Origin of the sequence: Bradyrhizobium sp. LA6.1 (genome assembly GCF_040547805.1) — a bacterium.
Lineage (GTDB): Bacteria > Pseudomonadota > Alphaproteobacteria > Rhizobiales > Xanthobacteraceae > Bradyrhizobium > Bradyrhizobium barranii.
In genome coordinates this window covers 156,411-169,518 of record NZ_JBEPQK010000004.1, presented here as the reverse complement: position 1 = coordinate 169,518, position 13,108 = coordinate 156,411, and the positions used below count along the sequence as shown (strand labels likewise).

The window sequence follows — 13,108 nt, the reverse complement described above, 5'->3', positions numbered from 1 at the left end:
GGGGGTTAACCCTATCGCGTCGATTGCTTTGCATCGTCGTTAAGGAGGTGTTAATAAATCGTCACGCGCGCGCAAGTTGTTCAGCGGCAAATGGCCCAGGTTCGCGTGGTGTTGTTGGTGGTGGGTAAGGAGTTCGAATGCAGTCCTCAGCCAGATCTGTCATTTCGGCTGTTGGACGGGGAGCGGAGCTTCTGACCGACGTCGACTATCATCTCGCGGCGACGGACGCGGAGAAGGAGCAAATCTACAACCTCCGCTACCGCGCCTATCTGCGCGAGGGTGCCGTCAGGGAATCCGCCGAAGCCCGGGTCACCGACCGCTACGATGAGCTGCCGAACGCGTGGACCTTCGGCGTCTATCTCCGTGGCCAGCTCTGCAGCTCCGTGCGCATCAGCGTGCTGACCTCGGAATGGCGCGAGTCCACCTCGGCCGACGTCTTCCCCGACATCCTGCTGCCGCGGCTCGATCGCGGCGAGGTCATGATCGACCCAACCCGTTTTGTCGCCGATCCCGACCAGGTGAAGCGGGTTCCGGAATTGCCCTATCTGACGACCCGGCTCGCCTACATGGCGTGCGAGCACTTCAATGCCGATCTCGGCCTCGCCATCGTGCGTCCCGAGCATCAGGCCTTCTACCGGCGGGTATTCCTGCACGAGACGATCGCCGAACCCCGCCTGGTTCCGGGCCTCACCAAGCCGTTCGGCCTGATGGCGGCGGATTTCCCGACTTTCCGGAAGAAGGTGTTCGAGCGCTATCCGATCATGCGCTCCACCGCCTTCGAGCGGCGGATGCTGTTCGGGCGCGGCGGACAGCGCGAGATCCCGCAGCGGTCGTCACTGGTCCCGGAAGCCGTTCACGTCTGATTGCCTGCCGTCACCGCCTTGAGCCGCCGCGCGCCTTTCGGCCGGGGCTCCGTTCATCCCCATCATCGTTCGCGCCCAAAATTCCAGCAAATACCGGCGTTTTTGCCGTTACCGCAGCTTGCCTTCACCCTCGCGCCACATTTAGAACCCATTAACCATGACGGTTGCTTTTCGCGGTTTGGGGGCATTTGACCGGCTGAAGCAAGGTTCCATCAAGGTTGACGGAACGTTCGCTTAACCAACCCCCTGTAGACCGGACAGCAGTGGACGAACGTGAGCGTGGAGGCTCCGGAATGAAATACCCTATGCGTATCCTCCAGGGATTGAAGCTGGCTGCGGTGGTTGCGATCGCGCTGTCGATGGGCGCATGCGCGAACAAGAACGCAGCGACGGATGCGATGGCCAATGCTGCGACGCCTGGCAGCCAGCAGGATTTCGTCGTTAACGTGGGCGACCGCGTGTTCTTCGAGAGCGACCAGACCGATCTGACGCCGCAGGCGATCGTGACCCTGGAGAAGCAGGCTCAGTGGCTCCAGAACTATCGACAGTACAGCTTCACCATCGAGGGGCATGCCGACGAGCGCGGCACCCGCGAATACAACATCGCACTCGGCGCCCGCCGCGCCCAGTCGGTGCGTTCGTTCCTCGCCTCGCGCGGCATCGATCCGAACCGCATGCGCACGATCTCCTACGGCAAGGAGCGGCCGGTCGCTGTCTGTAACGATATTTCCTGCTGGTCGCAGAACCGTCGCGCCGTCACCGTGCTGAACGCGAGCTCCTGACGATCAGTCAGGCGCCGTTCATCTTCAGGAACCGATTATGCCGGCGCCCTCTCGGGCGCCGGTTTTGTTTCAGCCATCTGTGACCGAAACCCCGTGGTGCCAGTCACATTTTTGGCGTACTGCCTTTCAATGTGTGGCGCGTCGCATGTTCCGTCGCAGATTTCGTTTTCGTCGTCAGGGCAAGATGTCATCCAGATCCAAGGTCTTTACCGGCACCGTGGCGATCGCCGCGCTGTTCTCTTTGTGCTCGCCTGCACTGGCGCAGTCGGACGATGACCCCGAGATGCGGATCGAGCGGCTGGAGAACCAGCTGCGCCAGCTCACCGGACAGAACGAGGAGCTGCAATACCGCAACCGCCAGCTCGAAGAGCGGCTGCGGGCGCTCGAGGGCGGCGCGCAAGCCGCGCCCGGACAGGTGCCGGTCCAGCCCTCTGTCGCAGCCGTACCGCCTGCGCAGTCCGCGCCGGCCTATCGCCAGCAGCAACAGGCTCAGCCGAATTACGAGCAGCCGCAGATCGCGGCTCCCGCGCCGATCGTTCAGGAGCAGCCGGCGCCCGGTGCGCCCGGCGTGCGCCGCCGCGGTGATTCCTTCGATCCGAACCAGAACCCGAATGCGCCCGGCGCGCCGCGCGCGCTTGGTGGCGGGCAGCAGCCGATGGCGGCAGGCGCCCCTGGCGGCGGGCGCGCTGCCGGCGAGCCGCTCGATCTCGCCAACACCAGCCCGCGCTACCAGCAAGGCGTGCCGCCGGCAGCCCAGCCCGGCTACCCGCCGGCACAATCGGGCTATCCAGCGCCATCGGGCGGCACCGGCCTGACGACCCTGCCGCCCTCGGCAACGCCGCGCGACGAGTTCGACCTCGGCATCGGCTACATGCAGCGCAAGGACTATGCGCTGGCCGAGCAGACCATGAAGAATTTTGCGCAGAAATATCCGAGCGATCCGCTGCTCGGCGACGCGCAATACTGGCTCGGCGAAAGCTATTTCCAGCGCCAGCAATATCGCGACTCCGCGGAAGCCTTCCTCGCTGTCACCACCAAATACGACAAGTCCGCCAAGGCGCCGGATGCCCTGCTGCGGCTCGGCCAGTCGCTGGCCGCGCTGAAGGAGAAAGAGGCCGCCTGCGCCGCCTTCGGTGAGGTCGGCCGCAAATATCCGCGCGCCTCCGCCGGCGTCAAATCCGCCGTCGATCGCGAGCAGAAGCGGGTGAAGTGCTGACGCGCGGCATTTGCGCCCTGACAATGCGGATGGCGCTGCGCTAAATAGTCTGGTGATTGCCTGGGCAGCGTCATGTCAGACGACGACAACTCACCGATCTCTGCGCGCGCGGCGAAGCAGCTCTTCGCCGAGCTCAGAAGCGCGCCGGCGCTGGTGCTCGCGGTCTCCGGCGGACCTGACTCGGTCGCGCTGATGTGGCTCGCCGCACGCTGGAAGCGCGGCCTGGCACGCGGCCCGCAACTGACCGTCGTCACCGTCGATCACGGCCTGCGCCCGGAGGCGGCGCGCGAGGCACGCGAGGTCAAGCGGCTGGCGGCTGAACTCGGGCTGGTACACCGGACCCTGCGCTGGCGCGGCGCGAAGCCGAACACGGGACTGCCTGCCGCTGCGCGCGAAGCCCGCTACCGCCTGCTTGCGCAGGCTGCACGCAACGCCGGCGCGCGCCATGTGCTGACCGCCCACACCCGCGACGACCAGGCCGAGACCCTGTTGATGCGCCTTGTCCGCGGCAGCGGGCTTGCCGGGCTGTCGGCGATGGCGCGCCTCACGGAGCGCGACGGCGTCGTGCTGGTACGCCCGCTGCTCGATGTCCCGAAGTCGCAGCTGATCGCGACCTTGAGGCGGGCGAAGATCGGCTTTGCCGATGATCCCACCAATCGCGACACCGCCTTCACCCGGCCGCGGCTGCGCGCGCTGCTGCAGCAGCTCGCGGCCGAGGGGGGCGACAGCAGGAGCCTGGCGCGGCTCGCAGGCAGGCTGGCGCGCGCCAATGCGGCGGTCGACGTGCTGGTCGATGGCGCCGAACGCTTCCTTCAGCTTCAGGCGCGCGGCGATGCGCCGCAGGCAGGCGGTCGCAGCTTCGAGGCCTCGGCATTCGCCAATCTGCCGGAGGAGGTCCGGCTGCGGCTCCTGCTGCGGGCCGTCAATGCCCTTGGTCATGAGGGGCCGGCGGAACTCGGCAAGGTCGAGACCCTCCTGGCCGCGCTCGATCAGGCCATAGCTGCGGGTCCCCGCGCAGCCGCAAATGGCCGGCCGGTCCTGAAGCAGACGCTTGCGGGAGCCTTGATCAGCCTTGCCGGGGGGCGTATCCACATCGCACCGGCGCCGGCCCGGCGGTCCAAGGGGCGGATGAGGGCGGATCAGGGCGGATCATGACACCGGCCGTTTCGGCCGCGTGCCGTCAGGACACCTTAACCAGGCAGGAAAAACCCCGGGCAGATCGCCATTATTTCAGCGGGAATCGCTCTAAGATGGGATAAATAGTCCCATCTCGTTCCCTTGGCAGCGACCGGGGCGGCACCTAAATTGTATCCGTCTAACCAAGAGGATTCCTTGGGGATTTCCTCGCACTGACAAAGTAACTGCTACCGCCCAAGGATCAGGCCGCGATCCGCGCGACCATGAAGGAAGATCGATGAACGCCAATCTGCGCAATTTCGCCCTCTGGGTCATCATTGTCTTGCTGCTGTTGGCGTTGTTCACGCTCTTCCAGAATCCGGGTCAGCGCGCCTCCTCGCAGGACATCGCCTTCTCCCAGCTCTTGAGCGAAGTTGACCGCGGCAATGTGCGCGACGTCGTGATCCAGGGCCCGGACATCCACGGCACCTTCACCAACGGCTCGAGCTTCCAGACCTATGCGCCGAACGATCCGACGCTGGTGAAGCGCCTCTATGACAGCAAGGTCCAGATCACCGCGAAGCCGCCCGGCGACAACGTGCCGTGGTTCGTCTCGCTGCTGGTCTCCTGGCTGCCCTTCATCGCGCTGATCGGCGTGTGGATCTTCCTGTCGCGTCAGATGCAGGGCGGCGCCGGCAAGGCGATGGGCTTCGGCAAGTCGCGCGCCAAGATGCTGACGGAGGCCCATGGCCGCGTCACCTTCGAGGACGTCGCCGGAGTCGACGAAGCCAAGCAGGACCTGCAGGAGATCGTCGAATTCCTCCGCGACCCCGGCAAATTCCAGCGCCTCGGCGGCCGTATTCCGCGCGGCGTGCTGCTGGTCGGCCCCCCCGGCACCGGTAAGACCCTGATCGCGCGTGCGGTCGCGGGCGAAGCCAACGTGCCGTTCTTCACCATCTCGGGTTCCGACTTCGTCGAAATGTTCGTCGGCGTCGGCGCCTCCCGTGTCCGCGACATGTTCGAGCAGGCCAAGAAGAACGCGCCCTGCATCATCTTCATCGACGAAATCGACGCGGTCGGCCGTCACCGTGGCGCCGGTCTCGGCGGCGGCAATGACGAGCGCGAGCAGACGCTGAACCAGTTGCTGGTCGAGATGGACGGCTTCGAGGCCAACGAGGGCGTGATCCTGATCGCGGCGACGAACCGTCCCGACGTGCTCGATCCCGCGCTGCTGCGTCCGGGCCGCTTCGACCGTCAGGTCGTGGTGCCCAATCCCGACGTCGTCGGCCGCGAGCAGATCCTCAAGGTTCACGTCCGCAAGGTGCCGCTGGCGCCGGATATCAACCTCAAGACCATCGCGCGCGGCACCCCGGGCTTCTCCGGCGCCGACCTGATGAACCTCGTCAACGAAGCCGCGCTGACCGCCGCCCGTCGCAACAAGCGGATGGTGACGCAGGCCGAGTTCGAGGAGGCCAAGGACAAGGTGATGATGGGCGCCGAGCGCAAGTCGCTCGTCATGACCGAGGAAGAGAAGCTGCTGACGGCCTATCACGAGGGCGGCCACGCCATCGTCGGCCTCAACGTCGTCGCGACCGATCCGATCCACAAGGCGACCATCATTCCGCGCGGCCGTGCGCTCGGCATGGTGATGCAGCTGCCGGAGCGCGACAAGCTGTCGATGTCGCTGGAGCAGATGACCTCGCGCCTCGCCATCATGATGGGTGGCCGCGTCGCCGAAGAGCTGATCTTCGGCCGTGAGAAGGTGACGTCCGGTGCGTCATCCGACATCGAGCAGGCCACGCGCCTTGCCCGTATGATGGTGACGCGCTGGGGCCTGTCCGAGGCGCTCGGCACCGTGTCCTATGGCGAAAACCAGGACGAGGTTTTCCTGGGCATGTCGGTGTCGCGCACCCAGAACGCATCGGAGGCGACGGTCCAGAAGATCGACACCGAGATCCGGCGTTTCGTGGAAGAGGGCTACAACGAAGCGACCCGCATTCTCACCGAGAAGCGCGCCGATCTTGAAGCGCTCGCCAAGGGCCTGCTCGAGTTCGAGACGCTCTCCGGCGACGAGATCATCGACCTGCTCAAGGGCAAGAAGCCGAACCGCGAGTCCGTGCTCGAGCCGACCACGCCGCGCGCCTCCGCGGTGCCCCCGGCCGGCAAGTCGCGTCCGCGCCCCGATCCGGATCCCGGCCTGGAGCCGCAGCCGCAGGCGTAATCGAGAAGCGCAGATCGAATCGAAAAACGCGGCGGAAACGCCGCGTTTTTTGTTGGCCGATGTCGATGCAGTTGCGCCTCAAACTTCGGTCTCGTGCCCCGGACGCAGCGCACCGCCCCTTCGGCGGTGCGCTGCAGAACCGGGGCCCATGTCTCCGCATCTTGCCGTGTGGCCTTCTGGGTCCCGGCTCAGCGCAGCAGCGTTGCACGCTGCAGCGCGTCCGGGACACGAGAGGAGGGCGCGCCTAGCCGCAAACTCCGTCATTGCGAGCGTAGCGACGCAATCCAGAATCTTTCCGCAGCGGCAGTCTGGATTGCTTCGCTGCGCTCGCAATGACGACGTGGAGGCGCCGTGCTCGCAACGAGGCTCCGGTCTCGTAGGGTGGGCAAAGGCGCACAGCGCCGTGCCCACCATCTCTCGGCCGTCGCCACTGAAGCGGTGGGCACGCTTCGCTTTGCCCACCCTACGATATCTCACTTCGCCGCGTCCTTCCGCCCTAGAAATCGCAGCACGTCGTCGCTGAACTGCTCGGGATCCTGCAGGAACGAGAAGTGACTGACCTCCGGCTGGATCAGCAGGCCGGCCCCCGGAATGTTCGCCGCCATGAACTCGGTGTTCTCGCGCTTGATCGCCTCGTCGTGGTCGCCGTCCACGATCCAGGTCGGAACCTTGATGGAAGCGAGGTCCGAGGCCGTCCATTTCGGCTGGCTCTCCCACATTTTGGTAATCTCGGCGACGAAGCTCTTGTACTCGGTCGGGGTCGGCGACAGGCGCTTGTACTCCTCGCCTGCTCTCGCGATGTAGGCGTTGAAGACGTCGCTCGACGCGATGTCTGCAACGCCCGATGGATCCGAGTTCGCCGCGAAGGCGAACAGCTTGCTCACCCGCTCGGGGTGCTTCATCGCGATGTCGAGGCCGATGATCGCGCCGTCGCTCCAGCCCACGATCGCAGCTTTCCTGATCTTCAGGTGATCGAGCAGCGCAACCACGTCCGAGGCCATCAGATCGTAGCCATAGGGCTCCTGATTGCGGCTGCTGCGCCCATGCCCGCGGCTGTCCATGACGATGACCTGATAGTGCCGTTGCAGCGCGCGGACCTGGCGGCCCCAATAGTTGGCGTTGGCGAGGCCGCCATGCAGCAGGATGACAGGCTCGCCGCGGCCGAAAATTGCGTACCAGACCTTGATGCCGTTGACGGGCGCGAAGCCGCTCTGTGTCGCCCTGGGCAGTGTCGGCGTCGGCGGCAGGTTCAGCCATTGCGGTGCCGCATGTGCCGCGCTGATCGCGACCGTGACGACAAGCGCGGCGAAGAGATTGCGAAACATCATGATACGCCCTCCTGTTCGACCGGATATTAGCGCACGGCAAGTTGGGGGCGTCACGTCGCAACACGGTCCACCACCGAGACGTGAAGCCTCGTGATCTCCATTGCCGGGCAGACGATGTCGATGCCACAACGCAACGTCCGGGCTCAAATGGGGCGCGCGCTCGGTCTGACTTGTGTCATCGCAACGCCTGCGATCGCGAGCAGCCCGCCGGCGATCAACTTCGGGGTCATTCGCTCGCCAAGGAACAGCACGCTCGACGTCAAGGCGAACACCGGAAGCAGCAGGCCGAAGGGCGCGACGCGGCCCATCGAGCAGCGGGCGATCAGCCAGAACCAGAGGCCGAACCCGACAATTCCGCCGATGAAAATCGTGTAGGCGAGCGCCAGCCAGCCGCGTCCATCCGCCGTGACGAGGCTCGCCAGTTGTCCGTATTCGAGCAGCAGCGACATCAACATGACCTGCGGCACCGTGAACAGCGAGGACCACCCCATCAGCATCAGGGGATCGAAAGGGCCGTAGCGTTTCGTCAGGACGTTGGACACCGCGAATGCGAAGGCCGCCCCGACCACGAGCAGCAGCGGAAGCGCATTTGCCGAGAGGGCTGGACCCGCCGCCAGCACGACCACGCCGGCAAAGGCAAGCAGCACGCCGGCGGACGTGATGAGAGACGGCCGCTCGCCAAGCAGCGGCCAGGCCAGCAGGACGGTGAAGGGCGTCGCGAGCTGATACGCGACGGCCGACAGGCTTCCCGAGCCGAGCCCGAGGCCGACATAGAACAGGCCGAAGTTCAGGCCACCAAGGAAGATCGAAATCGCGACGACAGGGCCGAACTGCTCGCGCGGCGGCCGTTTGACGAACGGAACGAGCAGCAGTGCGATCGCGAGGAAGCGCAGCGCGAGGAAGAACAGCGGCGGGAACTCCGCAACGCCCACCTTGATGGCCACGAACTGATAACCCCAGAGCAGCGGAACGGCTACCGCGCAGACGATCTGGATGGCAGACATGGCATCTATCCTTTCACGACCGATCGGTCCAGATATTGGTGCGCCAAGTGCGGAGGCGTCCGTGGGTAGTTGGCCTGATTGGGTTGCTACCTGACGAACCGATCGAGCAGAGCGTCAGCGGTGGCTTGCGATGTGGCCCGCGCCGGCGCCGTCTTGCCGACCACGCGCAGGCCCTCGACGAAACAGACCAGAATTTTGGCGGCACTCGCGGGATCGACACCGTGGGCCAGCTTGCCCGCCACCTTCGCGCGGGACAGGGCATCGGCCAGGCGGGCCTCCATGGCCCTGAAGAAGCCCGCGACGCGACGACCAATCGCGGCATCCTGGCCGGCCAGCTCCATGGCCGTGGCCACCAGCAGGCAGCCGCGCCGGCCGTTGGCACCGCTGGTGCGATCGACATAGCCGGCAAGATAGGCCCGCAGGGCGTCGACCGGCTCCCTGCGGGGAGCGAGCTCGACATCCATCCGTGTCACGGCATCGGCAATGTAGCGATCGAGCGCGCGCAGGAAGAGCGAGTGCTTGTCGCCGAACGCGGCGTAAAGGCTGCCACGCGAGAGTTTCGTGGCTCGAAGCAGGTCCGGCAGTGCCGTGGCGTGATAGCCGCGCGACCAGAACACCCCCATCGCGCGTTCGACCGCGGCGTCCACGTCGAAGCTTCGGGGGCGGCCACGGGGCGACTGCACTGGGGTTTGGCGGCTCATCATCGATATATAGACCGATCGGTCTTTAAATCGCAAGTGCCCGCTTCGGGGCGAAAGCCGGCGTCAGCTTTGAACGTGGAAATGGCTACCGAGGGCCAGTTGCAGACATCCGACAGCCGTGTGACCATGGCGGCCGTTGTTGCGGCCTACGATCAAGACATTCCAAAAAGAGTTGGTTGGCTGAGACAAAGGCTCCGCGAGATCGACGAGTCATCGAGGCCCGACGGAGGGCATGCATTTGAGAAATTCAAGCAGCGCTGCGTGCCTTGGCGAAGGCGCAGTCCAGATCGGCGGTCGATCACTAGCTTACCTTCAGGTCGGCGACCCGAACGGTCCGCTCGTACTTCACAATCATGGCGGACCATCGAGCCGGCTCGAAGCCAAGGTTTTTGCGTCTCACGCGCTCAAACTTGGTTTGAGATTTGTGTGCGTGGACCGTCCAGGCCAAGGCAAATCAGATCCTCAACACGGTCGCACCTTCGCAGGCTGGGCCGCAGACCTGGAAGCGATTGCCAACGCTTTTGAGACCGATCGCTTTGCGGTCACAGGCTGGTCTGAGGGTGGTCCTTGGGCGCTCGCGGCAGCGGCGTACCTCGATCCCGCGAAGCTGATACACGTGACCAGCATCGCTCCCGGATCCTACGGCGCATTCGGTACGAATTGGGCAGCGAAGGATCTGTCCTCGACCGACGCCATGGGCGGGTTCCTTGCACTGCATTTCCGGCCGGGTTTCCAGCTAATGTATGACCTGATCGATCTCGCTGCGACGCGGTTTCCGGAGCAGTACAAGAAGGCATTGCTGAAGGCGAGCTGCCCCGCTGACCTCGCGGCGCTTGCTGATGACGATGTGTTGAGTGCCATCGTGGAGTCCGGACGCGAGTGCTTCCGGCAAGGCGTTGACGGTCTCGTGGCCGATGCGCAGATGCTCTACCAACAGTGGCCATTCGACGTCACGGCGATCCATAGGCCGGTTCATCTGTGGCAAGGCAGCGCCGATACGTTTGTGCCTTACGCAGTGAACAAACCGCTGGGTGAGCGGATGCCTGGAGCGGTATGGCACGAAGTCGCTGATGTTGGCGCGGGACACAAAGAGAGCCCTCCTCGCGTAACGGGGAAGGGCCAAGTCTTGCGCTCAAGCCTTGTGTTTGATCTTCACGGTGTTGATGGTGCCGGTGAAGGCGTTTTCCCAAGGATCGTAGTCATCGCACACTGGGGAGTAGGCATCCACGCCGATGTCGGCGGTCTCACCGGCCAGCGACCACACCGCGCCCTGCGTCTTATTGATGCGGCCTTCGCCGACTTTCCTGCCGTTGATCGACAGCACGCCGGTGCCGCCCTTGTGCAGGCCGCCGCCGTCATAGGTGAAATCATAGACCAGCGTGACCTTGCCTTCCGGTAGAGCCTCCTTGCCTTCGATGAAGTATTTCTCCCGCGCCAGCCAGTTGTAGGCGAGCTTGGGTCTTCCGTCCTTGACGTAAAGACTCCAGCCGCCGAACAGGCCACCCTGCGAGACCACGACGCCGTTGGCGCCGCCTTTGGGAATGACCAGGTCGGCGGTGACAACATAGGAACGGCTGAGCGTGTCGATGAAGACATTTTCAGCCATGCCGGTCATCCCGGCGTAGTAGGTCACCTCGGTACGGCCGGCCATAATGTCGGGCCGTCCGGCATTGGTCGCATTCAGCCGTGCGAAGGAGCGGTCATCCATCGGATAAACGCCGAACTTGATCGCCTCCTGATGGAATAGGTCCTGCAGTTCTTTCAGCTTCGCGGGATTCTGCGCGGCGAGGTCGGTAGCCTGTCCGAAGTCCACGGCCACATTGTAAAGCTCCCATTTGTCCTTGGCGTAGTCATCGACGCGGGGGCTGCTCTCCCATGGCGCGCGGTGCATCACGCAGGCCATCCAGCCGTCCTTGTAGATGCTGCGATTGCCGCTGCACTCGTTGTACTGGACGGTGTGGCGATCCTTTGCCGCCGCATCGTCGAACGAGTAGATCATGCTGGTGCCGGCCATCGGAATCTGCTCGACGCCGTTGACTATCTTTGGCTCGGGGATGCCGACGGCTTCAAGGATGGTGGGGCCGACGTCGATCAGGTGGGTATACTGCCTGCGGATTTCCCCTTTCGATTTGATGCCGCCGGGCCAGCGAATGACCATGCCCTGATTCTGGCCGCCGCCCTGACAGGCATTGATGCACCAGGTTGCCGGCGTGGAGCCGGCCATTGCCCAAGCCACCGAATAGTTAGGGTAGGAGTTCGGTCCGCCATACTCGTCCATTCGGGTCTTGAGATACGGGATGTCTTCGGGTGCGTCGTTGAGGTTGGACCATTCGTTGAAGGTTCCGTTTAGACCACCGATCGCGGTGCCGCCATTGTCGCCGGCGATATAGATCACGATGGTGTTGTCGAGTTCGCCGAGATCCCCGATGGCGTCGATCAAACGCCCGATCTCGCGGTCGGTATGCTCGGCATAGCCTGCATAGACTTCCATTTGCCGCGACAGCACCTTCTTCGCGTCGTCCGAAAGGGCGTCCCATTTTGGAATTTCAGGAGGGTTTTCAGCAATCTTGGTGCCCGGAGGCATCAGGCCCATCTTTATCTGACGCGCAAGAATTTCCCCGCGTAGCTTGTCCCACCCCTGATCAAATTTCCCCTTGTAGACATCGAGCCATTCTTTCGGCGGCGTGTGAGGCGGATGCGCGCCGCCCGTGGCGTAATACATAAAGAACGGACGATCCGGGGTCAGCGAGCGCGTACCACGTATCCAGCCTATCGCCTTGTCCGTGATATCGACGTTGAAATGATAGTTTGGGTCGCGCGGCACGCCGAGTTCGGTAGTGCCATCCACGAGGTAGGGCCGGAACAAGTTCTTCTCGCCGCCGATGAAGCCATAGAATTTTTCAAAGCCCTGTCGCGCTGGCCAGCGGTCGAACGGGCCGCTCATGCTGGTTTCCCACGGCGGCGTCTCGTGGCTTTTGCCGAACATCGACGTGCAATAGCCCCACTGTCGAAGAATTTCAGCGATAGGCGCAACGCTCTTTGGCCGCATGCCGGTGTCGCCGGGATATGAGGTCGCACCGTCAACTACAGCGGCTTGGCTATTTTGATGTTGATTGCGTCCGGTCAATAGCGCGGTGCGGCTCGGCGAACACAGACTGTTGACGTGAAAGTTCGTGTAGGTCAGCCCCTCTTTGGCGAGACGATCCATGGTCGGGAAGTTGATCGGTCCGCCGAAGGTCGATGGGTCCGCATAGGAAGTCTGGTCTTGAAGAATGACCAGGATGTTGGGGGCGCCCTTCGGCGGCCGGATCGAGACTGGCTTCGGCTGCGGCACCTTGCGCCAATCCGGCTCGGTGATGACAGGACGCGGCGGCTGCGGAAACGGCAGGATCTCGCCAAGCTTCGGCCCCGTCGATGCGGGTGCTGCTGCGGGTGCCGGTGCAGCCTGTTGCACTTGAGCGGTCGCTGGCGCCGTCGCCGCCAAAGCCGTCATCGCAGCGAGCGACGAACCACCCAACAAAAGGTCGCGTCGTTGCATGCCGTCATTGCCGCGCCTATTTTTTTCGAATGCGTTTGAGGAGGATTCGTTCGGGGGACCGTCTTCTGGATGATCGCTCATAAGCGTCCTCTCTTGTTCGACGATTGAACCAAACTTCCCGGATGTACCTCGCGTTGATCTAGATCAATGGAAGACCGCTATGGGTCAAAATGCGAAGAACGCAGAGTGAGCAAAGTCAGTCCGCTCTACTCCACCAAGCGGACCTCAATGAAAGGTGTCGCCATTTCGCTGATGGGCCATAAGCTGATTTTCGGATGATGACCTTTGGTGTTTGCTCATCCGGGAAAGGCTGCCTTGGAAATTGGTGCGACTGGCCTG

At 63.8% G+C, this 13,108-nt stretch carries 9 protein-coding genes and 1 pseudogene; 6 read left to right on the top strand and 4 right to left on the bottom strand.

Annotated features, from left to right (window positions below; genetic code table 11):
• Window positions 1-137: 137 nt before the first annotated feature.
• The 5 genes from ABIB99_RS11355 to ftsH all read left to right on the top strand — a co-directional run bounded on the left by ABIB99_RS11355 (window position 138) and on the right by ftsH (window position 6,198).
• Window positions 138-863, top strand: coding sequence for an N-acyl amino acid synthase FeeM domain-containing protein (locus ABIB99_RS11355; RefSeq protein ID WP_085400848.1), 726 nt, complete (start codon window positions 138-140; stop codon window positions 861-863).
• 293 nt (window positions 864-1,156) lie between these two features.
• Entirely contained in the window at window positions 1,157-1,645 is a 489-nt protein-coding gene (gene pal / locus ABIB99_RS11350; RefSeq protein ID WP_028152222.1) for a peptidoglycan-associated lipoprotein Pal, read from the top strand.
• A 184-nt stretch (window positions 1,646-1,829) separates the two neighbouring features.
• Window positions 1,830-2,861, top strand: coding sequence for a tol-pal system protein YbgF (gene ybgF / locus ABIB99_RS11345; protein ID WP_354175839.1), 1,032 nt, complete (start codon window positions 1,830-1,832; stop codon window positions 2,859-2,861).
• A 72-nt stretch (window positions 2,862-2,933) separates the two neighbouring features.
• Window positions 2,934-4,016 carry a tRNA lysidine(34) synthetase TilS gene (gene tilS, locus ABIB99_RS11340; RefSeq protein ID WP_354175838.1) on the top strand — a complete coding sequence of 361 codons (1,083 nt, stop codon included), beginning with the start codon at window positions 2,934-2,936 and terminating at the stop codon, window positions 4,014-4,016.
• Between the two features lie 259 nt (window positions 4,017-4,275).
• Window positions 4,276-6,198: an ATP-dependent zinc metalloprotease FtsH gene (gene ftsH, locus ABIB99_RS11335; RefSeq protein WP_071909744.1), complete on the top strand. Its 1,923-nt coding sequence runs from the start codon at window positions 4,276-4,278 to the stop codon at window positions 6,196-6,198.
• 473 nt (window positions 6,199-6,671) lie between these two features.
• Here ftsH and ABIB99_RS11330 read toward each other — a convergent pair whose 3' ends face one another.
• From ABIB99_RS11330 to ABIB99_RS11320, 3 genes are all read right to left on the bottom strand, one after another.
• The gene (locus ABIB99_RS11330; RefSeq protein WP_354175836.1) at window positions 6,672-7,526 is read right to left on the bottom strand and encodes an alpha/beta fold hydrolase; all 855 of its coding nucleotides are present in this window, start codon (window positions 7,524-7,526) and stop codon (window positions 6,672-6,674) included.
• 143 nt (window positions 7,527-7,669) lie between these two features.
• Window positions 7,670-8,530, bottom strand: a complete 861-nt coding sequence (locus ABIB99_RS11325) for a DMT family transporter (protein ID WP_354175834.1) — start codon at window positions 8,528-8,530, stop codon at window positions 7,670-7,672.
• A gap of 86 nt (window positions 8,531-8,616) precedes the next feature.
• Entirely contained in the window at window positions 8,617-9,231 is a 615-nt protein-coding gene (locus ABIB99_RS11320) for a TetR/AcrR family transcriptional regulator (RefSeq protein ID WP_354176198.1), read from the bottom strand.
• A 232-nt stretch (window positions 9,232-9,463) separates the two neighbouring features.
• On the opposite strand from ABIB99_RS11320, the pseudogene ABIB99_RS11315 reads away from it, so the two are divergent.
• Window positions 9,464-10,249 (top strand): annotated as a pseudogene (locus ABIB99_RS11315) (alpha/beta hydrolase); the annotation flags it as partial.
• 114 nt (window positions 10,250-10,363) lie between these two features.
• Here the strand turns inward: ABIB99_RS11315 and ABIB99_RS11310 are convergent.
• Window positions 10,364-12,850: an arylsulfatase gene (locus ABIB99_RS11310; protein WP_283017561.1), complete on the bottom strand. Its 2,487-nt coding sequence runs from the start codon at window positions 12,848-12,850 to the stop codon at window positions 10,364-10,366.
• Between the last annotated feature and the right edge of the window lie 258 nt (window positions 12,851-13,108).

What these genes read in the sequence shown, in the direction of transcription:
- ABIB99_RS11355 (WP_085400848.1), top strand. Translation starts at nt 138, where the DNA reads ATGCAGTCCTCAGCCAGATCTGTCATTTCGGCTGTTGGACGGGGAGCG.
- pal (WP_028152222.1), top strand. Translation starts at nt 1,157, where the DNA reads ATGAAATACCCTATGCGTATCCTCCAGGGATTGAAGCTGGCTGCGGTG.
- ybgF (WP_354175839.1), top strand. Translation starts at nt 1,830, where the DNA reads ATGTCATCCAGATCCAAGGTCTTTACCGGCACCGTGGCGATCGCCGCG.
- tilS (WP_354175838.1), top strand. Translation starts at nt 2,934, where the DNA reads ATGTCAGACGACGACAACTCACCGATCTCTGCGCGCGCGGCGAAGCAG.
- ftsH (WP_071909744.1), top strand. Translation starts at nt 4,276, where the DNA reads ATGAACGCCAATCTGCGCAATTTCGCCCTCTGGGTCATCATTGTCTTG.
- ABIB99_RS11330 (WP_354175836.1), bottom strand. Translation starts at nt 7,526, where the DNA reads ATGATGTTTCGCAATCTCTTCGCCGCGCTTGTCGTCACGGTCGCGATC.
- ABIB99_RS11325 (WP_354175834.1), bottom strand. Translation starts at nt 8,530, where the DNA reads ATGTCTGCCATCCAGATCGTCTGCGCGGTAGCCGTTCCGCTGCTCTGG.
- ABIB99_RS11320 (WP_354176198.1), bottom strand. Translation starts at nt 9,231, where the DNA reads ATGAGCCGCCAAACCCCAGTGCAGTCGCCCCGTGGCCGCCCCCGAAGC.
- ABIB99_RS11310 (WP_283017561.1), bottom strand. Translation starts at nt 12,850, where the DNA reads ATGAGCGATCATCCAGAAGACGGTCCCCCGAACGAATCCTCCTCAAAC.